This is a genomic window from Kineosporia babensis (assembly GCF_021129305.1).
GTDB lineage: Bacteria > Actinomycetota > Actinomycetes > Actinomycetales > Kineosporiaceae > Kineosporia > Kineosporia babensis.
Genome location: NZ_JAJOMB010000015.1, coordinates 175,629 through 200,132, shown reverse-complemented (window position 1 = coordinate 200,132; position 24,504 = coordinate 175,629). Strand labels below are relative to the sequence as shown.

21 protein-coding genes are annotated in these 24,504 nt (G+C 68.7%); 6 read left to right on the top strand and 15 right to left on the bottom strand.

The window, feature by feature from the left end; all coding sequences use genetic code 11:
- Positions 1-28 precede the first annotated feature (28 nt).
- The 7 genes from LR394_RS25550 to LR394_RS25520 form a co-directional block, all read right to left on the bottom strand.
- On the bottom strand, positions 29-1,129 hold the full coding sequence (locus LR394_RS25550) for a Gfo/Idh/MocA family protein (RefSeq protein WP_231446663.1): 1,101 nt from the start codon (positions 1,127-1,129) through the stop codon (positions 29-31).
- The gene (locus LR394_RS25545) at positions 1,114-1,806 is read right to left on the bottom strand and encodes a ThuA domain-containing protein (protein ID WP_231446661.1); all 693 of its coding nucleotides are present in this window, start codon (positions 1,804-1,806) and stop codon (positions 1,114-1,116) included. The genes LR394_RS25550 and LR394_RS25545 overlap by 16 nt, the downstream gene beginning before the upstream one ends.
- Positions 1,807-1,857: 51 nt before the next feature.
- Positions 1,858-2,283: a nuclear transport factor 2 family protein gene (locus LR394_RS25540; RefSeq protein WP_231446660.1), complete on the bottom strand. Its 426-nt coding sequence runs from the start codon at positions 2,281-2,283 to the stop codon at positions 1,858-1,860.
- Positions 2,284-2,357: 74 nt separating this feature from the next.
- Positions 2,358-3,323: a helix-turn-helix transcriptional regulator gene (locus tag LR394_RS25535; RefSeq protein WP_231446658.1), complete on the bottom strand. Its 966-nt coding sequence runs from the start codon at positions 3,321-3,323 to the stop codon at positions 2,358-2,360.
- Between the two features lie 3 nt (positions 3,324-3,326).
- Positions 3,327-4,073, bottom strand: a complete 747-nt coding sequence (locus tag LR394_RS25530) for an SDR family oxidoreductase (RefSeq protein WP_231446656.1) — start codon at positions 4,071-4,073, stop codon at positions 3,327-3,329.
- A 59-nt stretch (positions 4,074-4,132) separates the two neighbouring features.
- Complete coding sequence (locus LR394_RS25525; protein ID WP_231446654.1) at positions 4,133-6,010, bottom strand: HNH endonuclease; 1,878 nt, start codon at positions 6,008-6,010, stop codon at positions 4,133-4,135.
- An 838-nt stretch (positions 6,011-6,848) separates the two neighbouring features.
- Positions 6,849-7,442 carry a TetR/AcrR family transcriptional regulator gene (locus LR394_RS25520; protein ID WP_231446652.1) on the bottom strand — a complete coding sequence of 198 codons (594 nt, stop codon included), beginning with the start codon at positions 7,440-7,442 and terminating at the stop codon, positions 6,849-6,851.
- Between the two features lie 118 nt (positions 7,443-7,560).
- On the opposite strand from LR394_RS25520, the gene LR394_RS25515 reads away from it, so the two are divergent.
- Positions 7,561-8,676 (top strand): hypothetical protein, encoded by a 1,116-nt coding sequence (locus LR394_RS25515; protein WP_231446650.1) that lies wholly within the window; start codon positions 7,561-7,563, stop codon positions 8,674-8,676.
- Positions 8,677-8,703: 27 nt separating this feature from the next.
- On the opposite strand, the gene LR394_RS25510 is transcribed toward LR394_RS25515, so the two are convergent.
- Together LR394_RS25510 and LR394_RS25505 are read right to left on the bottom strand one after the other, a co-directional pair.
- The gene (locus tag LR394_RS25510) at positions 8,704-9,483 is read right to left on the bottom strand and encodes a siderophore-interacting protein (protein ID WP_231446648.1); all 780 of its coding nucleotides are present in this window, start codon (positions 9,481-9,483) and stop codon (positions 8,704-8,706) included.
- Positions 9,484-9,526: 43 nt separating this feature from the next.
- Positions 9,527-10,429, bottom strand: a complete 903-nt coding sequence (locus LR394_RS25505; RefSeq protein WP_231446646.1) for a helix-turn-helix domain-containing protein — start codon at positions 10,427-10,429, stop codon at positions 9,527-9,529.
- A 103-nt stretch (positions 10,430-10,532) separates the two neighbouring features.
- Between LR394_RS25505 and LR394_RS25500 the strand changes: the two genes are divergently transcribed.
- Positions 10,533-11,987, top strand: coding sequence for a serine hydrolase domain-containing protein (locus LR394_RS25500; RefSeq protein WP_231446644.1), 1,455 nt, complete (start codon positions 10,533-10,535; stop codon positions 11,985-11,987).
- A 12-nt stretch (positions 11,988-11,999) separates the two neighbouring features.
- Positions 12,000-13,217, top strand: a complete 1,218-nt coding sequence (locus tag LR394_RS25495) for an MFS transporter (protein ID WP_231446642.1) — start codon at positions 12,000-12,002, stop codon at positions 13,215-13,217.
- Here LR394_RS25495 and LR394_RS42025 read toward each other — a convergent pair.
- Positions 13,189-13,983: a helix-turn-helix transcriptional regulator gene (locus LR394_RS42025; protein ID WP_269329739.1), complete on the bottom strand. Its 795-nt coding sequence runs from the start codon at positions 13,981-13,983 to the stop codon at positions 13,189-13,191. The genes LR394_RS25495 and LR394_RS42025 overlap by 29 nt on opposite strands.
- A gap of 202 nt (positions 13,984-14,185) precedes the next feature.
- Between LR394_RS42025 and LR394_RS25485 the strand changes: the two genes are divergently transcribed.
- Together LR394_RS25485 and pntB are read left to right on the top strand one after the other, a co-directional pair.
- Positions 14,186-15,730 (top strand): Re/Si-specific NAD(P)(+) transhydrogenase subunit alpha, encoded by a 1,545-nt coding sequence (locus LR394_RS25485; protein WP_231446640.1) that lies wholly within the window; start codon positions 14,186-14,188, stop codon positions 15,728-15,730.
- A 6-nt stretch (positions 15,731-15,736) separates the two neighbouring features.
- Complete coding sequence (gene pntB, locus LR394_RS25480) at positions 15,737-17,137, top strand: Re/Si-specific NAD(P)(+) transhydrogenase subunit beta (RefSeq protein WP_231446638.1); 1,401 nt, start codon at positions 15,737-15,739, stop codon at positions 17,135-17,137.
- 7 nt (positions 17,138-17,144) lie between these two features.
- On the opposite strand, the gene LR394_RS25475 is transcribed toward pntB, so the two are convergent.
- The gene (locus LR394_RS25475; protein ID WP_231446636.1) at positions 17,145-17,987 is read right to left on the bottom strand and encodes an SAM-dependent methyltransferase; all 843 of its coding nucleotides are present in this window, start codon (positions 17,985-17,987) and stop codon (positions 17,145-17,147) included.
- A 202-nt stretch (positions 17,988-18,189) separates the two neighbouring features.
- Here LR394_RS25475 and LR394_RS25470 point away from each other — a divergent pair, with 202 nt between their 5' ends.
- A complete protein-coding gene (locus tag LR394_RS25470; RefSeq protein ID WP_231446634.1) occupies positions 18,190-18,351 on the top strand; it encodes a hypothetical protein in 162 nt (53 codons plus the stop codon).
- 10 nt (positions 18,352-18,361) lie between these two features.
- On the opposite strand, the gene cydC is transcribed toward LR394_RS25470, so the two are convergent.
- From cydC to LR394_RS25450, 4 genes are read right to left on the bottom strand one after another with little or no spacing between them, the layout of a single operon-like run.
- Positions 18,362-20,203, bottom strand: a complete 1,842-nt coding sequence (cydC, locus tag LR394_RS25465) for a thiol reductant ABC exporter subunit CydC (protein WP_231446632.1) — start codon at positions 20,201-20,203, stop codon at positions 18,362-18,364.
- Entirely contained in the window at positions 20,200-21,942 is a 1,743-nt protein-coding gene (gene cydD, locus LR394_RS25460; protein WP_231446630.1) for a thiol reductant ABC exporter subunit CydD, read from the bottom strand. The genes cydC and cydD overlap by 4 nt, the downstream gene beginning before the upstream one ends.
- Positions 21,942-22,991, bottom strand: a complete 1,050-nt coding sequence (gene cydB / locus LR394_RS25455; RefSeq protein ID WP_231446627.1) for a cytochrome d ubiquinol oxidase subunit II — start codon at positions 22,989-22,991, stop codon at positions 21,942-21,944. Before cydB ends, cydD begins: the two co-directional genes overlap by 1 nt.
- 11 nt (positions 22,992-23,002) lie before the next feature.
- Positions 23,003-24,484 carry a cytochrome ubiquinol oxidase subunit I gene (locus LR394_RS25450; protein WP_231446625.1) on the bottom strand — a complete coding sequence of 494 codons (1,482 nt, stop codon included), beginning with the start codon at positions 24,482-24,484 and terminating at the stop codon, positions 23,003-23,005.
- Positions 24,485-24,504 lie beyond the last annotated feature (20 nt).

The window sequence follows — 24,504 nt, the reverse complement described above, 5'->3', positions numbered from 1 at the left end:
GGGCGACGAGGTACCTGCACAGTCTTACTCAATGGGAGACGATCCCGCTCACCGGATCGGGCCGCTCGGCCGGGGTGGTGATCGGGAGGGTCCGGCCTTCCTGGGCGGCCAGCAGCAGGGTCTCCATCACGTCGAGCACATGCAGCGCCAGTCCTCCAGAAACCCGCTGGGCACCACCCGAGGCCAGGGCCTGGGCCAGATCGGCGATCCCGATCCCCCGGCCGCCGTCCGCGTACCCGGCGCTCGGCTCGACCTTCTGCCACTCCGGGCTCTCCGACGTGAAAATCTCCACATCGCCGGAGAAGTTGTTCGGGTCCGGCACCGACAGGCTGCCCGAAGAACCGTAGACCTCGATCCGCGGAAGCTGAGCCGCCCAGATGTCGAAGCTCATCATCAGAGTGGACACCGCACCCGACGCGTGCACGAGCAGCCCGGTGACGTGGGTGTCCACCTCCACGTCGAAACCCGTTCCCGCACGCGGGCCGCTACCGATCACCCGAGACGAGGTAGGCCGGGCGGACACCCCGGTCACGCTCGCCACCGGACCCAGCAGATGCACCAGCGACGTCAGGTAGTAGGGCCCCATGTCGAACAGTGGACCGCCACCCGGCCGGTAAAGGAACTCCGGGTCCGGGTGCCAGCGCTCGTGGCCCGGCGTCGTCATGAAAGCCGTTGCCGCGACCGGCGCTCCGATCCGGCCGGCGTCGAGCAGAGCACGAGCCGTCTGGATACCCGTGCCCAGCACTGTGTCCGGCGCGCATCCGACCAGGACCCCAGCGTCCTGTGCTGAAGTGATCACCGCCCGGCCTTCTTCCACGGTGAGGGCCAGCGGCTTCTCGCCGTAAACGTGCTTACCCGCTCGCGTGGCCGCCAGGGCGATTTCGCCGTGCACCGCCGGAATGGTGAGGTTCAGAACCAGATCCACGTCATCGGCTTCCAGCAGGCGCTGCAGGCTGTCGACCCGGGCGCCCGGATGCTGACCGGCCAGAGCCCGGGCCCGGTCCGGATTCAGGTCGGCGACGGCGGTCACCGGCAAATGCGCAAGCCGCAGCAGCGTGCGCGAATACTGGCCGCTGATCGCTCCGGCCCCGATCACCCCGATCCGCAGGTCCTTCACCGGCTCGCCCACTGCATGCCCCTCTCGACGATGGTCTTGACCTGCGGAGTCCGAAGCACGTCGGGCGAATGACCGGGCGTGGCCACGAACACCCGGCCGGCCCCCCATTGCCGAGTCCAGACGGCCGGGCTGGTGATCGGGCTGGACCACTCGTTCCAGGACTGGGCTGCCACCGTGGTCGTGGCCAGCACCTGGTTGTAGGAGTCGGTCATCACCCAGTACTGCTCGGTGACCAGGTCGAACGACTTCAGGCCGGTGGTCACGGGATGCTCGGTGGCGAGAATGTCGATGCGGTGCGGGATGAAGTTGTCGGTCTCCCCGCCGACCCTGCTTTCCGGCTCCTTACCTGGATGACAGGCGAAGAGCCCGCCGACCAACTGCACGTAGTCGGCCGAGCCGCGGTAGGAATCGGCGATCCCGCCGTGCCAGCCGGCCAGGCCGGTGCCCGCCGCCACCGCCTTCCGCAGGCCCTGCACCTCGTCCCGCTCGATGGACGCCATGGTGACGCACTGCAGCACCAGATCGATGCTGCTCATGGTGTCCTCGTCGGCGTAGACGGCCGGCTTGTCCTCGATCTGGACGTGGTAGCCGGACGATTCGAGGAAAGGGATGAAGAGGTCGGTGGCGGCGACGGGCTGATGGCCTTCCCAGCCGCCCCGGACGATCAGTGCACGCTTCGTCGCATTCACGCGACAAATTGTTACATCTTGCGGTGTTGGTGACTAGATGGCCTGCTCGATCTACTGGGCTTGAGCCTGCTGGGCTTGGGTCTGCTGGGCTTGAGTCTGCTGGGCCTGGGCAGCCTGGACAAAGGGCAGCCGGTCGAAGGCGTAGCGGGCCACGGTGATCAGGCCGTCCTGGACGGTCAGGTACTCCGCGGCCAGCGCGCCCTGGGAGGCGTCGGTGTCGCTCTCGTAGAACAGCACCGCGCTCTCGTCGTCCGCGACGAGCTTCAGCAGTTCGATCCGGGTGATGCGCGAGGTGAAGTTGCCGACGAACCCACGGAATGCCTCGGCGCCCTCGATCCGGCCGTTCGGCGTGAGGGCCAGCACGTCGGGGGCGACGTACTTCAGCGCGGTGTCGACGTCGCCGGTGGTCCAGGCCTCGAAGTAGGCGGTGGCTGTGCTCTCGGTACGGGCGTTGCTGCTGGCAGGGACAGTGCTCATCATGCTCTCCTCAGGAGGTTTTCGGTTCTTCCGGTGAGCAGCCTCCCTCTGGTACATGACACCTTCTGTCATATTCAGTTCAGGTACTGCCGAGAAGTTTCCTGAGCTCGCCGGCCCAGCAGTTCCCGGAGCTCGGGCGGCGACAGCACCTCCACGTCGGGCCCGAACGCCAGCAGCATGTTCCCCGCGTGCAGGCCACGCAGGGCGAGCGTGGCCCGCACGTGCTCCGCGCCGTCCTCCTCCAGCTCGGTGTCCGGCGCCCGATCGGTCTCGTGAAGGCGCAGGAACAACGGTAGGACAGCACGTTTCACCCGGACCTCAACCCGTACGGGAGCCGGCGCATCGTCGATCTCCCGGCGTAAACCGTCCCAGATCTGGGGTAGAAGCCGACCGTCCGCCCGCCTCACATCCTGGTCGAGAACCCGCGCCTCACGCACCCGATCAGCCCGGAAAAGCCTGGCCTGTGAGCGATGTTCGGCAACGAGATACCAGGTTCCGGCCTTGCTGACCAGGCCGTGCGGATCCACCGTGTAGCTGCCCTCGACGTGGTCACCGCCGTGCCGGTAGCGCAACCACAGACGTTTGTCGGCGAACACTGCCTGTTGCAGCGTCTCCAATTCGACGGCCGGCTGGGCCCCGGCCCCGCGCCATCGCGAAGGGTCGACCAGGATGCGACGGCTGACCAGATCCGCGTCGGGCCGATGCACCGAGGGCAGCGCGGCCATCACCTTGCGCAGCGCCGAGGTGATCGCCTCGCCGAGCCCAAGATCGCTGTGCACCTCGCCGCTGAGCAGTACGAACAGCGCACGGGACTCGTCAGCGGTGAGGCCCGTGACGTCAGTGCGGTAGCCCGGCAGCAGCGCAATTCCGCCGTGCGGCCCGCGCAGCGAGTACACCGGCACCCCCGAGGCCGAGAGCGCCTCCACGTCCCGCATGATCGTGCGCGTAGACACCTCCAGCCGCTCGGCCAGGGTGCCTGCGCTCAGCTGCCCATGTGTCTGGAGGAGCAGCATGATCGACAGGAGACGCTCCGACCTCATCACTTACTCCTTGGTGCGGTGAACCTTGTGCTGAGCGGCCTGGGCGCGGGGACGCAGGACCAGCAGATCCACGTTGACGTGCCGCGGCCGGGTGATCGACCAGACGATGGTGTCGGCCACGTCGTCGGCGGTCAGGGGCTCGGCCACACCGGCGTACACCGCATCGGCCTTGGCCTGGTCACCGCCGAAACGATTGAGCGAGAACTCGGGCGTGGCAACCATTCCCGGCTGGATCTCGATCACCCGGATCGGCTCGCCGCACAGCTCCAGCCGCAGCGTCCCGGCCAGGGCATGCTCACCGTGCTTGGCCGCGGTGTACCCGCCGCCGCCCTCGTAGAGCACATCGGCCGCGGTGGAGGTGAGCACCACGATCACGCCGTCGTCGGTGTGCTTCATCTTCGGCGCCAGGGCCTGGGTCAGCTGCAGCGGACCGATCACGTTGACCTCGTACATCGCCCGCCAGTCGGCCGGGTCGGCGCTCAGGACCGGGTCGGCGCCGACCGCACCGCCGGCGTTGTTGACCAGCACGTCACACCGCTCGACGGTCTGTGCGAAGGCCTTGACCGCCTCGGCATCGGTCACGTCCAGCACGTGGTCGCTGGCCTGCTCACCGATCTGCGCGCACAGCTCCTTGAGGCGCTCTTCCCGGCGGGCCAGGAGCACCACGTCGTAGCCGGCCCGGGCCAGCCCTCGCGCGGTGGCCGCGCCGATCCCGCTGCTGGCCCCACTGATCACCGCAACTTTCGTCATCTGGCCACGGTACTCCCAGCGCAGGTTGCTCCAGCGTGCCCACTGCGGTGGTGGGTCGATCAGAAGTCGGGTTCGCCGAGTTCTGGGTAGATGCCGGTTGCTTCGCCCCAGGGGGCATGCGGTGGCCTGGGGACGGGTGGGAGGGGCGGATGAGGTTTAGCTGAGCGCTCATTCTGACTCTGTTTCGGGTGGTTGAGGTATCGCTGAAGTTCGCGTTCCCAGCGGCGGGTGCGGCGGGCGGTGCGGTCGGCTGAAGGCATGCGGTCTGCGGCGGATTGGCGGTCAGAAGCTGTTCCGCGGTCGGTGGCTGAACATGCTGCGGTTTGAGGCTGTTGCGGGATGGCGTTCAGGCTCCATCCGGGCATGCCGGGGAGGCAGGGCGGCGGGTTGTGGTGGTCGGTACCGTCGGGAGTGGTCCAGACGATGGTGCCCGGCGGATACGGCTCGTCCGGGTGGGCCGATCGAGCTTGCCAGGCGCCGAAGGTCTTCAGGCGATGATGCCCGCGGCATGCCGGATGCATGTTGCACACGCACGAATAACCGCCCTGTTGAAAGGGTTTCATGTGGTCGAAGTCGCAGCGCTCGGCGGCGACGGTACATCCTGGGAAGGTGCACTCGCGGTATCGGGAGACGATCTGCCGAGCCAGAGCCGGCCCAGGACGGTAGCGGCGGGCCTGGGGTAGGTCATGGTCCAGGCCTGCCGGACAAGTGCTGGGCCGGACAAGGTTGCTGGGCTGGGCAAGGTTGCTGGGCTGGGCATGGTTGCTGTCGGTACCGGTGTGGACCATGGAGTCGGGGTGTGCGCAGGCTCCGGGTAGGACGATCACGGTGATCCGCTCGGGGTGGGCGGCCAGTTGCCGGGCGTGCCCGGCGCTGATCACGCCGTACCGGTGGAGCAGAGCGGGGATGTTGTCCTGCCTGAACAGGGTGGTGTCGGTGATGGCCACTTCCAGATGCACCTTGCCGGTCTTGGCCTTGAGTGGGTTCTGTAGCTGCCACCAGGCCGGGATCATCCCTTCGGGCACGGGTGGAAAACCGAGGCTGGTGAACACCTGCTGCCGATGGGCTTCCATCTCGTCCAGATCTGCTTCGTGCTCACGGCGAAAGGCATCGGGAACCGAAACGGATGAACTTGCTGGATCGGAGCTCTCGTCTTCTTCGGATGCTTCCCTGCGTTGAGGCTCGTTGCCCTGGTCAGCTGTGCCTTCGTGGTCCGGTTCGGCCTGGGACTCGTGGCGGGGATCGGGAACCAGCGGGATGGCCACGCCGTCGGTCAAGGCCAGGAGCAGCGCGGCCAGCACATCGGCCCGGCGCTGGGAATGGGTGCGCTCGTCAGGTACACCGTCGGCCTCGGCCTGATCGCGAGCGGCGTCGGCAGCTGCATCCAGAAACCCGTCCAGCAACTGACCGGCCTCGGCCGAGACCAGTCCGGTGATCAGGGCCATGCCGTGGGGTGCGGCTTCCACCTTGATGTGACGGCCGCGCATCTCCTGGGCATGAGCCGCGTCGCCGCCGTCTGGAAGCAGTTGGAGCAGCAGTCGCTTGATGAGCCGCTTCAGCGCGCCGTAGGTCAGGGCCGGAGCCTGCGCCGCCAGGGTGGCTTCCAGCAGAATCCATTCGTCGCTACCTGGTTCCAGCTGAGGAAGGTCGTCGCAGGCCTGACGCAGGGCGCGGGCGATCAGGTCGGCTCGGGGCTGGTCCAGACGCCCTTGGTCGAACAGGGCCATGATCCGGGGCAGGTCGTGCACCAGGCACAGCGCTACGGCCACGTCGCCCGCGGCGGTCAGTGGATGGCGGGTGAACTCGGGGGCCAGACGCGAGGCCACGAGCTTCTGCGACGAGATCGAGCCTGCTCCGGCATTGTCGAGATCAACTTCACGCTCGGCACTGGCATCTCCATCACTCCGGGTATTGGCGCTGACATCGGCGGGAGGCATGGCGCCGTCCCGGGCCCTTGGAGCCTGCGGGAACGCGCGGTACTTCGAAGACCCGTTGTGGAATGGCTTTTTCGCCACGCTTCGCCGAGCCTCGGGCACCTCCTCGACCGCCCGGGCCAGCGAACGGGCTTGGTCCGCCTGCAGACACCGGATCAGAAGCTCGCGGGCGAGCGTTTCATCCACCCACCCGTACATGTCGGCTGCTTTGGACGCCGATTCGAGTCGCGCTCCGCCCGGGTCTCCAGCTATCGCGCCGTGAGATTGCGAGGAAGGCGCGCACAACGTCTCTAATTGGTGTCGTAGTTGCTCGAACATCCCGACGACCCGCTCCGGGACGGAGTGCCTCAGACGCCCTTCAGCCAGTGCCCCCACGCTGAACACCCCCACCTCAAGGTACTTTTCGCGGCCCCCACCGCGACACCATTGATACTAGACGACACCACCGACAGAACCGCAAAGTCGCTGGAAGCGAGCAGAATACGTGGACCAGCGGCCGATTAACCTCTCCAAGAGGAGAGCCTTTCATGGGCGAGCGCCCCCGGTAAGCGGTTGGGCTGCAGCCCTTCACCGCTCGGAAGTCGTGAGATAATCAGACCGGCCCCGGCGATCTCGCCGGCCAGGAGGATGACCAGGGCCTCGTCGATGGCCACCGTGCGGTATTAGGAGCCTGCCCAGGAATCGGCCCAGCCGCGCCCCCTGTGCACACGATCACCACCACGCCATCAGCGCCCCGCGCGCCACTTGGGCGAGCAGCACACGCAGGCGCTGGCCCCGGGAATCCGCTGTGGGTGAGCAACCCTGCTCACGTGCCGCCGATCGTGGGCTCAGGGACCTGCGATCAGGGGCGTAACAGGCGATGCACCGCGTCGATGAGCATGGCCCGTTCGGCGACCGGGTCGAACCGGGCGGCGCTCGCTGTCCTGCTGATGTACCCGTCGAGCAGGACCGCGACCCAGACTGCGAGGCGCTCGGGACTCTGGTCGGTGCGAACCTCGCCGCGCTCGGCCGCGGACCGGATGAGCGGCTCCAGACCCTGTTGAATGGCGTTCTCGTCGCGCTCGAGGGCAGCTGCGACGTCTTCGTCGTTCATCACCGCACCGACCGAGCGGACGAAGCCCGGTAGCCGCGGGTCGTCGCACTGGTCGGCGTGGTGATGTGCGTATTCGACGATGATTTCGCCCGGCTCGGTACTGCCCAGCCGGGCTGCGAACCACTCCTCGGTCTCGCCGGTGCCGAGCTCCAGTACCGCCAGCAGCACGTCCCGCTTGGTGGGGAAGTAGTGGAAGAACGTGCCGGAGCCGATACCCGCCGTCTTGCAGATCGCCGTGGTGGTGGCACGGTCGAAACCGTCCTCGCTGAACCTGGTGATGGCGGCGTCGATGATCTGCAGCCGGCGGGCCTGGTAGCGGGCCGGATCGACGGTGCGGGCCATGGGATCCCTCTCGCGGCGGGTCGGATCCGACGGGTGACGGATGACGTGGGCGCTTCTGGCGTCTATATTAATGGAGTAGCCACTCCACTAATAGCCCCGACCTTACGGATGAGCGCCGATGTCGAAGGAACCGGAACGCTGGCACCTGACCCAGGACGGTCACGAGCACACGGTCGAGATCTCGAGCAAGGGCGTGGGGTGGGTGCTGCGCTGGACGAGCGACGGCACCGAGGTGGCCACGCAGAAGACGTCCGAGAGCACGGTGGTGCTGGACGGCAAGGAACACGGTGCGGTGCGGTTGAAGCTGCCTTCGGTGAGCGGGCCGGCCCGGCGGGTGACGCTGTACCTGGGTGAGGCCGATACGGCGGGCAGTGCTGGCGCTGATGCGGGTACGGATGACGGCGCGGGTACGGTGGACGGCTCCAGTTCGGTGGACGGTCGCGGTTCGGTGGACGGCCCAGGTTCGGGTGGGAAGGCTTCTTCCAAGGGCAAGAAGAGCGGCAAGAAGGCGCGTAAGGACGTCGGTGAGCAGGTGGGTGCGGCGGGTCAGGCCCATCTGGGTATGGGCGGGACCGACTTCGTACCCGAAGAGGGCAGCAAGGCGGCCAAGCGGGAGGCCTGGATCCGTGAGCACCCGCATCAGTACGCGGCCCGGCGTACCGTCACCGCGCTCGCCGGGATGCTCGTACCGATCGGGCTGATCTGGCTGCTGCGGCAGATCACCTGGCGGCCGGACATCAACTGGCCGGACATCGATCTGCCGCAGATCAACTTGCCGCGGATTCCCTGGCCGGACATCCCGTGGCCGGACATCCCCTGGCCCGAGTTCAACATCAAGCTTCCGGACATCGATCTGCCGGACCTGCCGGGCTGGGTGCAGTACGTGTGGCCGGTGCTGATCGCCTTCGTGCTGGCTCAGTCCGAGCTGCGGCGGCGGAAACAGCAGGACGAGAAACGCAAGGCCGCCGAGGCCGCCCGGGAGGCCGAGTTGGCCCGCGAGGCGGAGTTGAAGGCGGCCAACGAGAAGAAGCCGCTACGGAGCAAGATCGCGGATGCGCTGCCGGGCCGGCCGAAGGAGGACGGCTCGAAACAGGGCCTGGGCACGCGCCGGGAGGAACCGGAGAAGGACGAGAAGACGACGCAGGCCTGCCGGACGACAGAGGCTGTCACGGCGGAGGCAGTCACGGCGGCCAAAGCAGTGAAAGCCAAGGCGGTGAAGGCCAAGAGCTCTTGAACGGGAGGTCTTTGGGAAACGAGGCGCTCAGCCGAAGGGCTTGTCGGCCATCCAGTAGAACTGGGAGAACTGGTGGGCCCGGTCCAGGTTCAGCTGGTTCTTCAGGACCGGGCGGAGGTTCTTGATCAGGCCTCGTTCGCCTGCGGCCCAGGCGAAGAGGTTCTGCTCTTGGGCAAGCTCTTGGGCCCGCTCCTGGGCAAGCTCTTGAGCCAGGCCTGCTACTGCTTCGGCCAAGGCTTCGCCGGGGGTGTTGCCGGGGGCGATCCATTCCCAGGTCAGGTTGGGGTGTGCCGCTCGGGGCAGGCTGCTTTGCTCGGGGTGTCCGTCTTCGATGAGGACCGTCACCGATGTCGTGGGAGGCAAAGCCGCCAGCCAGGTGTTCACCGCAGGTAGAGCAGTGACATCGCCGACCAGCAGCATGGAACCTACCTGGGTCGGCAGTTTCACCCGGGCCGGAGTCATGGCGATCTCCAGCCCGTCTCCGGGCTGCGCCTGCCTGGCCCAGTCGCCGGCCGGGCCGCCGGCCTCGTGCAGCACGAACTCGACGGTGAACGTGCCTGCCGTCTTGTCCGCCTCGACGATCGTGTAGGCGCGCTGGGCCAGCTTCCCGCCAGCCTGATTACCGCCGGCCGGTACCCAGAGGCGGACCCACAGGGTCGGGAAGAGCTCGAGGTCGGCGACGAAAGCCGGTGCCGTGAAGACGATCCGGCGGTACCAGGGCGTGATGTCCACAACCTGATCCACCTTCACCGGGTGGTTCGCGATGCCCATCAGGCGCATCACACCGCGCTGCCAGTTCCCGGCCATGACCTTACCCTCCACGTGATTAATTAGGTAAGGCTTACCAAACTTAATCCTGTGAGGTCAACGCCCGGGTCGCCGCCAGGCTGCCGAGCAGCCGCAGGGCCTGGGCATCGGCGGAGCCCGGCTCGGCGTGGTAGATCACCAGTTCCTGGCCGGGGGCGCCGCGCACCGCGAAAGTCTGCATGGTCAGCGTGAGCAGGCCGGCCTGAACATGGTGGAAACGCTTCCGGTCCAGTGACTTCCCGCGCACGTCGTACCGGCTCCACAGATCGGCGAAGGCCTTCTCCCGCAACAGCCTGGTCAGGGTCTGGCGCACCCGGGGATCGTCCGGCGCCTCGCCGTGCGTCAGCCGGAAACCGGCCACGGAGTTGCGCGCGACCTCGGCCCAGTCCACGTAGAACGAGCGGGCGTCCGGGGCGCAGAAGACGAACTCCAGCAGGTTGCGCGTCGGCTCCCAGTGGGAGAACAGCTCGTCGGCGACCAGGTTCGCGGCCAGCACGTCGTAGGCCCGGTTGTAGACGATGGCCGGATTGTCCGGCCAGGTGTCCATCAGCTGCCGCAGGCTGGGATGCACGCGATCGGTACCCACAGCACCTGATTCAGAACCAGCACCTGATTCAGAACCAGCACCCGATTCAGAGCCCGAACCGGAGGACCCAGCGCCCGAACCCGGCCCGGCAACCCCGGCGAGCCGAAAGAGATAGCCGCGGGCATCGTCCTCAAGCAGGAGAGCCGCCGCGAGCGCCCCGATGACCTGTGCGGACGGATGCCGCTCGCGTCCCTGCTCCAGTCTCACGTAGTAGTCGACGCTGACTCCGGCCAGGGCTGCCACCTCCTCGCGGCGCAGGCCCGGGACCCGGCGCAGTCCGTCGGTGGGCAGGTTCACATCAGCCGGTTTGACCTGGGCGCGGCGGCTGGTGAGGAAGTCCCCGATCGGTGAGCTGGCCATGGGTCCGATGGTATTTCTGATCAACCGCCGGTGCCTGGGTGCAGCACTCCCACCTGACTCCCGCTTGGCTGGGGCACCGGTAGCGCCGTGATCAAATAGGGCAATGACGACCGCCCAGTCCGTCCCGCTCCCCCGCAGCACGCCCTCCGCCCTGGGGGTGAGCGCATCCGGTATCGCGGCCTTCGTCGAAGCTGCGGCCAAGCGCAGTGGCGTCGAACTGCACAGCCTGATGGTGGTGAAGTCGGGGCACGTCGTCGCTGAGGGCTGGCTGGCGCCGTACACCGCGCCGCGTCCGCACCTGGTCTACTCGGTGAGCAAGAGCTTCACCGCCACCGCGCTGGGCCTGGCGGTCGGCGAGGGTCTGGTGGATCTGGACGCCCCGGTGCTTTCGTACTTCCCCGAGCTCGATGCGGACGTCACCGATCCGCGCTCGCGGTCGATGAAGGTGCGGCACGTGGCGGCGATGGCCAGCGGTCACCAGGAGGAGACGTACGGCGCGGCCGAACTGGACGAGACCGGCAACATCATGCGGGGTTTCCTGCGGCTCCCGCCGGACCAGGAGCCGGGCACGGTCTTCGCCTACAACCAGCCCTGCTCCATGGCGCTGGCGCAGATCGTGCAGCGCACCTCCGGCCAGGGGCTGCTGGAGTACCTGCGGCCGCGGCTGTTCGAGCCGCTCGGCGTGCACGACGACGCACTGGGCTGGATCAAGGACGAGCAGGGCCGGGAAATCGGTTTCTCCGGGTTCCACGCGCCCACCGAGGTGCTGGCCAAGCTGGGGCTGCTGTACCTGCAGGACGGCGTCTGGGAGGGCCGGCGGGTGCTGCCGGAGGGCTGGGTCGCACTGGCCACCCGTGAGCACATCTCCAACGCCGACCCGGACGAGGACAAGCCGGACTGGACGCTGGGTTACGGCTTCCAGTTCTGGCGCAGCCGGCACGGCTACCGGGCCGACGGCGCGTTCGGCCAGCTGATCATGGTGCTGCCGAAGCAGGACGCGGTGGTCACGATCACCTCGCAGTCGCCCGAGCAGCAGGCCCTGGTGGACCTGGTGTGGGAGCACCTGCTGCCCTCGCTCACCGCCGGCGCGGAGGGCGAAGAGGCAGATCGGGCGCTGGCCGGGCAGTTGGCCGGGCTGAGTCTGCCGGTGGTCACCGAGCTCGGTGAGGCCCGTTTCGGGGCAGCCCGTTTCGAGGCGGTGGACGTGGCCCAGGTCTCCAGCGTGTATGCGGTGGTCGGCGCCACCGAGGCCCGGGCGGTCTTCGACGTGGAGATCCGTGAGGGTGGGCCGACCGGCTGGGAGGTCCTGATCGGGGACGGCGGTGAGGACGTGGTGGCCTCGCTGGCACCTTCGGACTGGGTGACGACCGGCGCGGTGGCCACCCAGACCACGCCGGCCAGGAACCGTGAGGGCCTGCGGGTGGACGTGGTGTTCCTGGACACGCCGCACGGTCTGGTGCTGGAACTGGACACGGCCGCGCAGAAGTTCGGTGCGGTCTGGGAGACCGAACCGCTGCACATGCTGCCCCTGGCCGAACTGCGGGTGCCTCAGGGGTAACTTGGGCGGGCCATGCCTGAATCAACACAGCCTGAATCAACACCGAAGTCTTTTGTCCCGGCCGCGGCCGGGGTGTTCCTGCTGGCGGTCTGTCTGCGCCCGGCCATCACCTCGGTGGGGCCGGTGCTCGAGCGGATCGGGCTGGAGGAGAACCTCGGCGAGGGCGCCCAGGGCGTGCTCGGGGCGATCCCGTTGCTCGCGTTCGCGGCTATCTCGCCGTTCGTGCACCGACTGGCCGGGCGTACCGGCATGGAGCGCACCGTCGTCCTCTCCCTGGTCGTTCTGGGATTGGGGACGCTGGTGCGCTCCTGGTCGGGGCCCGGCCAGATGACGTTGTGGTTGGGGACGGCGGTGGTCGGCGCGGCCATCGCGGTCGGGAACGTGCTCGGGCCGGCTCTGGTGAAACGCGACTACGCCGGACGGGTGTCCGGCGCGATGGGCGTGTACACCGCCTTCATCACCGGGGCCGCGGCAACCGCGAGCCTGGTCGCGGTGCCGCTCGCAAACGTCTCCAATTGGCGTACTGCTCTGGCGGTCTGGGCCGTGCCGTCGTTCCTGGCCGCGGTGCTCTGGCTGCCCCGCGCCCGGGCGGCCGCCCGGCCGGTCCCGGTCTCGCCGGGTTCCGCGGAAACTGCCACGAACGTCTGGAAATGGCCCACCGCCTGGCTGGTCACGGCGTACATGGGGCTGCAGTCGACCACGTTCTACATCACCATCACCTGGCTGCCCTCGATCGAGACCGAGCACGGCGTGAGCCCCGAGGTGGCTGGGGTGCATCTGTTCATCGCCTCCGCCGCGGGCATCATCGGTGGGCTGCTGGTGCCGTTCCTGATGCGCGGGCGCAGTCAGGTCCTGGCCGCGGTGGCGGCGGCCGTCCCGGTGATCATCTGGTCGTTCGGCGTGCTCTTCGCGCCCTCACTGTTCCTGCTCTGGGCGGTCTGCTCGGGTATCGGCACCGGGGCCGCCCTGGTGGTCGCGCTGGCCCTGATCAGCCTGCGCGGCCGAAGCCAGCACGAGACCACGCGGCTGTCCGGAATGGCCCAGTCGCTGGGGTATCTGCTGGCCACGGCCGGGCCGATCGCCGCCGGGTTCCTCACCGAGCACACCGGCAACTGGGACGCAGCCGTGATCATGGTGGCGGGGATCGCGACCGTACAGATCCTGGTGGCGCTCAAAGCCGGGCAGCCCCCGAAGGCTTCGCTCACGAAGCCCGCTGTCGTCCCGGGGTGATACCGAACTCGCGGGTGAAGGCAACGATGAAGGCGGACGTGCTGGCGTAACCGACTCGGTGCGCCACCTCGGTGACCGGGGTGGTCTCCAGCAGCACCCGGGAGGCCAGCAGGCGCAGCCGGGTCCGCCACTGGGAGTAGGAGATGCCGAACTCCCGCTCGAAGTCGCGTTGCAGCGTCTTCACGCTCACGTGCAGGCGCCGGGCCCACTCCTCGAGGCTGGTCTGGTCGCCGGGGTTCTGGGTCAGCGACCGGGCCACCCGCATCGCGTAACCGGCTCCGTTGGAACTGCTTCCGGTCAGCTCCCGGGTGGTCTCACCGATGCCGGCCAGGATCCGGGCTCGGGCCTTCAGCGCCCGCGCGGGCGGAATTCCGGGACCACCCAGCGCCCGCAGCAGCGCCGCGGCCTCCCCCGAGATGGTCGCCGCCCCCACCCGCAGTTTGCTCAGCAGGGGCGGGGCCTCGCGCAGGCAGACCCGGTACACGATCTGCCGCTCCCCCGCCGTGACCTCGTGCGCCACCGCCCGCCGGGCCCAGAAAACCTCGTGCGGGCCGACGAACTGAGCCTGGCCGCCCTGCCGGCAGCTCAGCAGACCGCCGGGCGAGAAGTACAGCTGGTGCACGAAATCCTGCCGGCCCTCGCCCAGTTCCAGCACCCCGGCCGCCCGGTAGCGCAGCACCGTGATGCCTTGTGGACTGCCCGGGCCATAGCTGAACTCCTCGCAAGACACGGCCGCGGTACGCGTGATCTGACCTGTGCCCGACATCGGGATGCCTCTCCCTCGCCCATTTCTTCAGCAGAGGTAAGGCTAACCTAACTCGAGTGATCGCGCTGGGCCGACCTCCCCGAGCCTGAGCAGCCTGTCCAGAGCGGTCCAGGTCACACCGAGAGGCATTCCGGGCCTTCTGTCCGTCCGACGATCCTGATATCCCTGAGGTACCGCTGGTCGTCGATGATCGGATTTGTCTGTGCCTGAAGAAACCGTTCCTCTGCGGATAGGGGTCGTCGCCGAGTCCGCTCCCGGGGAAACCCGGGTCGCGGCCACCCCGAAGACCGTCGAGCAACTCACCGCGCTGGGCTACGAAGTGCTGGTCGAGGCCGGTTCGGGGGCTCGGGCGGCCTTTCCCGACGAGGCCTTCGCGCAGGCTGGGGCCCAGGTCGGTGAACGGGCACAGACCTGGGACGCGGATGTCGTGCTCAAGGTCAATGCCCCCAACGCCGAGGAACTCGCCCGGCTGCACGACGGGGCCACGCTGCTTGCGCTGATCGCACCGGCGCTGAATCCGACGTTGGTCGAGCAGCTGGCCGCGCGGCGGATCACGGTGCTGGCGATGGACGCGGTGCCGCGGATCTCCCGGGCCCAGTCGCTGGACGTGCTCAGCTCGATGGCCAACATCGCGGGGTACCGCGCGGTGGTCGAGGCGGCGAATCTGTTCGGCCGGTTCTTCACGGGCCAGGTGACCGCCGCGGGGAAGGTCCCGCCGGCGAAGGTGCTGGTGGCGGGGGCTGGAGTCGCGGGGCTGGCGGCGATCGGCACAGCGGCGAGCCTGGGCGCGATCGTGCGGGCGACCGACCCCCGGCCTGAGGTGGCCGAGCAGGTGGGTTCGCTTGGTGGGCAGTTTCTTTCGGTGGCGGTGGAGCAAGAACGCAGTACGGACGGGTACGCGCGGGCCACCACCGACGACTACAACCGGGCGGCTGCGGCGTTGTACGCCGAGCAGGCCGCCGACGTGGACATCATCATCACCACCGCGCTGATTCCCGGTCGCCCGGCACCGCGGCTGATCACGGCCGAGCATGTGGCCGCGATGCGCCCGGGCAGCGTGATCGTGGACATGGCGGCTTCGCAGGGCGGGAACGTCGAGGGCACGGTGGCCGGAGAGGTGGTGGTCACCGGCAACGGGGTCAGCATCGTCGGGTACACCGATCTGGCCGGGCGGCTGCCCACCCAGGCTTCCCAGCTGTACGGCACCAACCTGGTCAACCTGATGAAGCTGCTCACCCCGGCCAAGGACGGGCAACTGGTGCTCGACTTCGACGACGTGGTGCAGCGTTCCATGACAGTGGTGCGCGACGGCGTGAAGACGTGGCCGCCTCCCGCGGTGGAGGTCTCGGTTGCCGCCCCGGCCGTTGCGGTGGTCAAAGAGCCAGAGCAACGGACGCCCGCCGGCCCTGGTCGGGTCTATGCGGCTACCGGTGTGGCCGGGTTGCTGATCTTCCTTCTGGCCGCCTTCTCGCCGGCCCAGCTGATCGGTAATCTCACCGTTTTCGCGCTGGCGGTGGTGATCGGCTACTACGTGATCGGCAAGGTGCACCACGCCCTGCACACCCCGCTGATGTCGGTGACCAACGCGATCTCCGGGATCATCGTGGTCGGCGCCCTCCTTCAGATCGGCCACGAGAACACCGTGGTCACCGTGCTGGCCGCGCTGGCCGTGTTCCTGGCCAGTATCAACATCTTCGGCGGATTCGCCGTCACCCGCCGCATGCTCAGCATGTTCTCGAAAGGCTGATCCGCGATGACCGCCGAAAGCGCCGCGCAGGCCGCGTACATCGTCGCCGCCCTGCTGTTCGTGCTCAGCCTGGCCGGCCTGTCCCGGCACGAGACCTCACGCTCCGGTGCCCTTTCCGGGATCATCGGGATGGCGATCGCTCTGGTGGCAACGGTCGCGCTGGCCGTGGACCACCTCGATCTGGACGACGGCAAGGCCCTGGTGGGGCTGCTGCTGATGGCGATCGCCGTAGCCGGCGGGGCAGCGGTCGGCCTGGCCCGGGCCCGCAAGGTCGAGATGACGGCGATGCCCGAACTCATCGCGGTGCTGCACAGTTTCGTCGGCCTGGCCGCGGTGCTGGTGGGCTGGAACGGCTACTTGCAGGAGGACGTCGCACCCGACATGCGCACGATCCACCACGCCGAGGTGTTCATCGGGGTCTTCATCGGCGCCGTGACCTTCACCGGGTCGATCGTGGCGTACGGAAAGCTGGCCGGGCGTCTGCGTTCGGCGCCCTTGATGTTGCCGGGAAAGAACCTACTGAACCTGGGCGCCCTAGGCGCGCTGGGCGTCCTTACGCTGGTTTTCACCGCATCGCCCAACCTGGGGCTGCTGACCGCGGGCACCCTGATCGCCCTGATCCTGGGCTGGCACCTGGTCGCGTCGATCGGCGGCGGGGACATGCCGGTGGTCGTGTCGATGCTGAACTCGTACTCCGGATGGGCCGCGGCCGCCTCGGGTTTCCTGCTCAACAACAACCTGCTGATTGTCACCGGTGCGCTGGTCGGTTCCTCCGGCGCGTACCTGTCGTACATCATGTGCCAGGCGATGAACCGCTCGTTCATCTCGGTGATCGCCGGTGGATTCGGTATGGAGCAAAAGGTTTCGGACGGGCAGGACTACGGCGAGCACCGTGAGATCCTGGTTGAGGACGCGGTGCAGCTGCTGAAGGAAGCGTCATCCGTGATCATCGTGCCGGGTTACGGGATGGCGGTGGCGCAGGCTCAGTACCCGGTGGCGGACCTGACCAAGCGGCTGCGCGAGCGGAACATCCAGGTGCGGTTCGGTATTCATCCGGTGGCCGGGCGGCTGCCGGGGCACATGAACGTGCTGCTGGCCGACGCCCGGGTGCCGTACGACGTGGTGCTGGAGATGGACGAGATCAACGACGACTTCCCGCAGACCTCGGTGGTGCTGGTGATCGGGGCGAACGACACGGTGAACCCGGCGGCGCTGGACGACCCAGGCAGTCCGATCGCCGGCATGCCGGTGCTGCGGGTGTGGGAGGCGTCCGACGTGATCGTGTTCAAGCGGTCGATGGCGGTGGGTTACGCGGGGGTGCAGAACCCGTTGTTCTTCAAGGAGAACACCCAGATGCTGTTCGGCGACGCCAAGCAGCGGGTGGAAGAGATTGTGCGAGCCCTGTGAGCGTTGCTTACTCCTTCCGGCCCATTCCCGCCACGACGTAGCTGCTGGAGGGGTCCACGCCGACCTCGTCGGGCCAGTCCGGGTGCCATTCGGGGACCCAGACCAGGCCCGGCTCGACCATCGGCCAGCCGGTGAACAGCTCTTCCAGGCGGGAACGGGTCCGCAGGACGATCGGGTCGGCGGTGCGGTACTCGCCCAGCACCTTCTGGCCCGCACCGGCCAGGCGGCGGCTGAGCTGGTCGGGGCCGGCCGCCTCCAGCCGGGCGTCGTAGCCGTGCGAGATGACCAGGTGGCTGCCGGGGGCCGCGACGCTGCCGAGCTCGGCGATGATCTGGTCCGGATGGTCGGACTCGGGAACGAAGTGCAGCACGGCCACCATCAGGAAGCCGACCGGCTCGGAGAAGTCGATCAGCTCGGCCAGTTCCGGGCGGGCCAGGACCTCCTTGGGCCGGCGCAGGTCGGCGTTGATCACCGTGGCGTTGTGGACGCCGTGCAGGATCAGCTCGCTGTGCGCCACCGCTATCGGGTCGATGTCCACGTAGACGACCTTGGCCTGCGGGTCCTCCCGGTGGGCGACCTCGTGCACGTTGCCCACCGTGGGGATGCCCGAGCCCAGGTCGACGAACTGGCGCACACCCTGGTCCAGCAGGTAGCGCACGGCGCGGTGCAGGAAGGCGCGGTTGGCCTGGGCGTTGGCCTCGGCCGAGGGGTGCAGGTCGAGGATCCGGCGGGCCATCTCGCGGTCGGGGGCGAAGTTGTGGGCGCCGCCGAGGAAGTAGTCGTAGACGCGGGCGGCCGAGGGCGTGGTCAGGTCGATGTTGCGGGGGGCCCAGTCCGGGAGCTCTTCCATGCGCGCTGATCCTCCGTGAAATCCGCCGGTTCTTCCCGCATACCTCGCGAAACGGACTCTATCGAGGTGACTGCATCCGGGGGAACTCCTACCGGCCGGAAACCCTGGCCCGCTCGACAGGCCGACAAGAGCGGCGCACCCTGACGGCGAGGCCTGGTTTCAGACCTGTTTTCAGCTCCAGGGTTGGGCTCAGGAGGACACGATGAAAGACGTCCGGGAACTTCAGGAAAAGCTGGACCATCTGCGCGACACCATTCAGGAAGCGCGGACCCAGGCCAGCAAGCTGGCCAACGACCGGCTGATCGACCCGAGCTCGATCCCGAAGCGCAAGCTCAAGCTCCGGGACATGCTGCGCGACTTCTAGTGACGGTTCCTCAGCTGCTGACCGGGGTTTCGCAGCGTTCGGCGGCCCAGGCGCTGCGGTAGGGCGGATAGCCGGCGATCAGCTGGTCGTGTGTGCCGCGGGCTGCCACCACCCCACCGTCGATCACCAGCACCTCGTCGGCCAGGGCCAGCGGGGTGAGCCGGTGAGTGACCACCACGGCGGTGCGGCCCGGGTCGGGCGCGGCCAGGACTTCGGCCACCAGGTCGTCGGCCGTGCTCGGGTCGAGGTGCTCGGCGGGCTCGTCCACCAGCAGCACGGGGGCGCCACTGGCGAAAGCCCGGGCCAGCAGCAGCCGACGGCGCAAACCACCTGACAGCAGGTGGGTTCCGGCGCCCTGGCCCGGACCGGCCGGGTCTCCGACCACTACGTCCAGGCCCTTCGTGTCGCCCTCGGACAGATCGGCGATCCAGGTGCCGAGCCCGGCCCGTTCCAGCGCGGTGAGAAGCTCCTCGTCGCTGGCGTCCTTGGCTGCCACGCGCAGGTTCTCGCGCACCGTGGTGCCGAACACGTGGGCGTCGTCGGCGGTCAGGTGGACCTGGCGGCGCAGGCTGCGGGTGTGCACGTCGACCAGGTCGATGCCGTCGCCGACGTCGGTGGCGTCCATCATCATCCGCCCTCCGGCGGGCGGCAGCAGCCCTCCGAGGGTGCGCAGCAGGGTGCTCTTGCCCTGGCCGCTGGGGCCGACGATCGCGATCCGGCGCCCGGCGGTCAGGTCGAGGTCAAGGCCGCGCACGGCCGGTTCGCGGCCGGGCCAGCCGGCGCTCAGGTTCTGGGCGCGCAGGTGCAGGCCGGGCAGGTCCCGTACCAGCCGCAGCGACTTGCCGCCCAGGTAGGCGCTGTTCGGCACCGGCCGGGCCTGCAGCACGTACGGCTGGTCGGCGCCGGTCTCGAGCAGCGGGGCGACCCGGCGGGCCGCCTCCGCCGCCCGGACCAGGCTGACCGAGGCGGCGGGCAACGCCTCGATCACCTCGGCGAGGGCCAGCGGCACGAAAGCCAGCACAGCGAGCCAGACCTCACGGATCTCGCCCGCCGCCACGGCGTGCACGCCGACCATCAGACATCCCAGCACCGCGGCGGACATCACCGCGGAACCGAGTCCCGCGGCCCAGGCAGCGGGCCTGGCCGCCCGGTCCAGACCGCGGGACAACTTGTCGTCGCTGCGCGCGATCGCCGCCATCCGCTCACCGGTGCGGCCGGCGACGGTGAGCTCGGGCAGGCTGTCGAGCAGCGCGAGCACGTTCTCGGACATCTCGCTACGGGCGCGGGCGGTGCCGACGACATCGCGCCGGCCACCGGTCCCGGCCAGCACCGGTACTGCGATCAGGCCCACCAGGGTGGCCGCGGCCAGCACCAGACCGGCCTCGGGCAGGATCAGCCAGAGCGCCACGACCGACGCCGCACCGGTGATCACCGCGGTGATGAAGGGCAGGATGCCGCGGACGATCACGTCGCCCAGCTCGTCCGCGTCGGCGCCCAGGCGGGCCAGCAGGTCGCCGCGCTTCAGGCCGGCCGCCACCGTGTCGTCGGCGGTGGCCAGGCGGGCGAAAAGGGTTTCGCGCAGCCGGACCACGCCGCGCAGGGCCACGTCGTGCGAGATCAGCCGCTCGCTGTAGCGCAGCACCCCGCGGCCGATGCCGAAGGCCCGGACCCCGACGATGGCGACCATCAGGAACAGCACCGGGGGCTGCTGGGCGGCCCGGGTGATCAGCCATCCGGAGACCCCGAGCAGGGCGATCGCCGCCCCGACCGCTGCGGCGCCGGTGAAGGCACCGAGCAGCAGACGCCACGGGTGCGGGCGCATGGTCCGCAGCACCACGATCAGCGCCTTCATGCCGGAACCCCCATCTGCGATCCAGTTTCCAGACCAGGCGCCTCGGTCTTCAGACCAGAAGGCACCCCGGCCAGATCTATCGTACGGTCCGCCGCCGCGACCAGAGCCGGCCGGTGAGCCACCATCACCACGGTACGGCCCCGGCGGCGCAGTTCGGCAAGCAGCGCCAGCACAGCTTGTTCGGAGCCGGCATCAAGGTGCGCGGTCGGCTCGTCCAGCACGATCAGCTGGGCCTCGCTCAACAGTAGCCGGGTGAGGGCCAGCCGCTGCCGTTGCCCGGCCGACAGGCCGGTTCCACCCTGACCCACGCGGGAGTGCCACTCCCCCGGGACGGTGCGCACCACGTCCTCAAATCCCGTAACCTTGGCCGCTTCGGCAATTTCGGCATCGGTCGCGGACGGGCGAAGCAGAGTGACGTTCTCGCGCAGCGTGCCGGGCACCAGCACGGGATGCTGCGGGCACCAGGCGATCTGCGCCCACCAGCTCTGCGGGTCGACATCGGCCAGGGCGAAGGCCGGCATCCCGGCCGGGGCCAGCCCGATCTCGCCGGTGGTCGGCTCCCGCAGCCCGAGCAGAACAGCGACCGCGCTGGTCTTTCCACAACCGCTCGGGCCGGTGAGAGCGACGATCTCCCCCGGGCGGACCGTGGCGGTCAGTCCGTCCGGAGTAGCAGTGGGGACGCCCTCGTGCTGCACGCTGACGTCTTCGAAAGACAGCTCGGTCCGGGCCAGATCGGGTGCACTACGGGTACCACGGGCGGGGACCGGCTGCTCCAGCACATCGAAGGCCTGCTGGGCGGCGGCCAGCCCGTCCTGACTGGCGTGGAAGTGCGTACCCACGGCGCGCAGCGGGGCGTAGACCTCGGGGGCGAGCAGCAGCACAGCCAGACCGGTGTGCAGATCAAGCGAACCGTGCACCAGCCGCAGGCCGATCCCGACCGCGACCAGGGCCACGGACAACGTGACCAGGATTTCCAGGGCCAGTGCGGAAAGGAAGGCGGTGCGCAGAGTTTTCATCGTGGCGCGGCGGTGGGCGTCACCGGCCGAGCGGACCATCCGGGCCTGGGCGCCGGCGGTACCGATGGCCCGCAGCGTGGGCAGACCGGCGATCAGATCGAGCACGTGGGTGCCCAGGCGCTGCAGCGAGTTCAGGCTGCGGTCGGCCTGGTCCTGGCTGGCCATCCCGATCAGCGCCATGAAGAACGGGATCAGCGGCAGGGTGAGCAGCACGGTCAGCCCGGCGATCCAGTCCTCCCACCAGATCACCACCAGGATGGCCGGGGTCAGCGTGGCGGTGAGCAGCAACTGCGGCAGGTAGCGGGTCAGGTAGCCGTCGAGGGCGTCGAGTCCGCGAGTGGCCAGAAGAGCCATCTGGGCGCCGTTCTTGCCTGCGGACGATGGTGGGGCCGGTTTGCGGCCCGGGCCCAGTTCGCGGGTGGCGTGTTCGAGCAGCCGCTCCCGCAGCTGACGAACCACGGCCGTGGCGGCGCGGTGCCCGAAGCGCTCCTGAGCGCCGGTGAGCACCGCGCGGACGGCCAGCACGATCCCCAGCCAGACGACCTGATTCTGGACGTCTGCGAACGACTCTCCGTCCATCGCCACGTCGGCGATGATCCGGGCCAGCAGGAGTGCCTGCACCACGAGCAGAGCCGTGGTGGCCACTCCCAGGCCGGTGGTGAGAACGACGTACCGGCGGGCCGCGCGGGCCTGCTCGAGCAGCCGGGGATCGAGCGGTTTCATCAGCTGGCAGCTTCCTGCGGGGTGGCCTTGGCGGCGTTCCAGGGCAGTCCGTGACCGGGCGGGATCTTGGCGACCCCGATCCGGTGCCGGAAGACCCAGTAGGTCCAGCTCTGGTAGAGCACCACGACCGGCACCATGAACGCCGCCACCCAGGTCATCACGACCAGCGTGTAGTGGGTGGAGGAGGCGTTGTCCACAGTGAGCGAGAAGGCCGCGTCGGTGCTGGAGGGCATCACGTTCGGGAACAGCGAGCCGAACAGCAGGATCACCGCGGCGGCGGTGGCCAGGCTGGTCATCCCGAAGCCCAGGCCCTCGTTCTGCCTGAGGGCGGCGTACCCGGCGGTGACCAGGGCGGCCGCCGCGATCACGACCAGCGCCCAGGTCCAGCCCTTGCCGTGGGCGAGCTGGGTCCACAGGGCGAAGGCACCGGCCACCACGATGGTCGGCACGGCGAGCTTGGCGCCGAGCGCGATCGAACGGGTGCGTACCTCGCCCTCGGTGCGCAGGCCCAGCCAGAGCGCGCCGTGGAAGGCGAACAGCAGCAGGGTGGTCAGACCGCCCAGCAGGCCGTACGGGTTCAGCAGGGTGAACAGCGTTCCGGTGAACTGCTTGTCGGCGTCGATCGGCACGCCCGCCACGATGTTGGCGAAGGCCACGCCCCAGAGCAGGGCCGGGACGGTGGAACCGACCACGATGGCCCAGTCCCAGTTCCGGCGCCACTTCTCGGACTCGATCGTGCCCCGGTACTCGAACGCCACGCCCCGGATGATCAGGGCCGCCAGGATCAGCAGCAGCGGCAGGTAGAAGCCCGAGAACAGGGTGGCGTACCACTCCGGGAAGGCGGCGAAGGTGGCGCCGCCGGCCACGATCAGCCAGACCTCGTTGCCGTCCCAGACCGGGGCGATGGTGTTGATCAGGACCCGGCGTTCCTTGTCGTTCCGGCTGACCAGGGGCAGGAGCATGCCGACGCCGAAGTCGAACCCCTCGAGCACGAGGTAGCCGATCCACAGCACGGTTATCAGGATGAACCAGACGGTGACGAGTTCCACGTCAGTGCCTTTCAGTACGCGAAGCTGAGGGGACGATCGGCGTCGTCGTCGGTGTGGGCGGGTTCCTCGATCTCGGCGGCCCCGGCCGCGGCGTAGCGCCGGATCAGGCCGAACCAGACGATCCCGAGGGCGCCGTAGAGCAGGGTGAACACCACCAGCGAGGTCCCCACGGTCCACGGGCCGACCATCGAGACGCCCTGTTCGGTGAGCATCCGGATGGCCGGGTCACCGTCCGGGGCGGGGGCGACGATCCACGGCTGGCGGCCCATCTCGGTGAAGATCCAGCCGGTCAGGTTGGCCAGGAACGGCGCGGGGATGGCGACCAGGGCGAACCGGCCGAACCAGCGGCCCGGGGTGCGGCCGCCGCGGGTGACGAACAGGCCGACGATGGCCAGCGCCGCGGCGAGCACGCCGAAGCCGATCATCAGGCGGAAGTTCCAGTAGGTCATGGCCAGGTTCGGCACGTAGTCCTGACCGTCGCCGTAGTCCTCGGCGTAGGCCTTCTGCAGGTCGTTGACGCCTTCCACGGTGGCGCCGAAGTCGTTGGTGGCCATGAACGAGTACAGGCCGGGGATGGTGACGGTCCAGACGTCGCAGTGGCCCGGGCCCGGGTTGCCGATCGCGAACAGGCTCAGCCCGGCGCCCTCTTCGGTCTCGCACAGGCCCTCGGCGGCGGCCATCTTCATCGGCTGCTGCTCGAACATCAGCTGGGCCTGGCCGTGACCGGTGACCGCCACGCCGATGCCGGCGACCAGCAGCACCGAGCAGGCCAGCCGGAAGACCGGGCGGTAGAGCTCGACGTTCTTGATCTTGCCGTCCGTCTCGGCCTTTTCGGTGGCCTTGAGCTCGGCCCGGGCCTGGTACTTGGCCTTGACCATCCACCAGCCGGCGATCCCGGCGACGAAGGTGGCGGCGGTCATGAAGGCCGCGGTGATCTGGTGCGGGAACGCCCACAGCACGGTGCTGTTGGTCAGCAGCTCGAAGATGCTGGTGAGTTCCGCGCGGCCGGTCTCCGGGTTGAGCTCCACGCCGACCGGGTGCTGCATGAACGAGTTGGCCGCCAGGATGAAGAAGGCCGAGAGGTTCACCCCGATCGCGGCCAGCCAGATCGCGGCCAGGTGGATCTTCTTCGGCAGCCGGTCCCAGCCGAAGATCCACGCCCCGATGAAGGTGGACTCCAGGAAGAAGGCGGCCAGGCCCTCCATCGCCAGCGGGGCGCCGAAGACGTCGCCGACGAAACGCGAGTACTCGCTCCAGTTCATCCCGAACTGGAACTCCTGCACGATGCCGGTGACGACACCGATCGCGAAGTTGATCAGGAAGAGCTTGCCGAAGAACTTGGTCATGCGCAGCCAGCGTTCGTCGTTGGTGCGCAGCCACAAAGTCTGCATGATCGCGACCATCGGGGCCAGGCCGATGGTGAGCGGAACAAAGATGAAGTGGTAAACGGTAGTGATACCGAACTGCCATCTGGCCAGGTCGAGGGCGTCCATGCTGCCACCCTGGCGGCGCA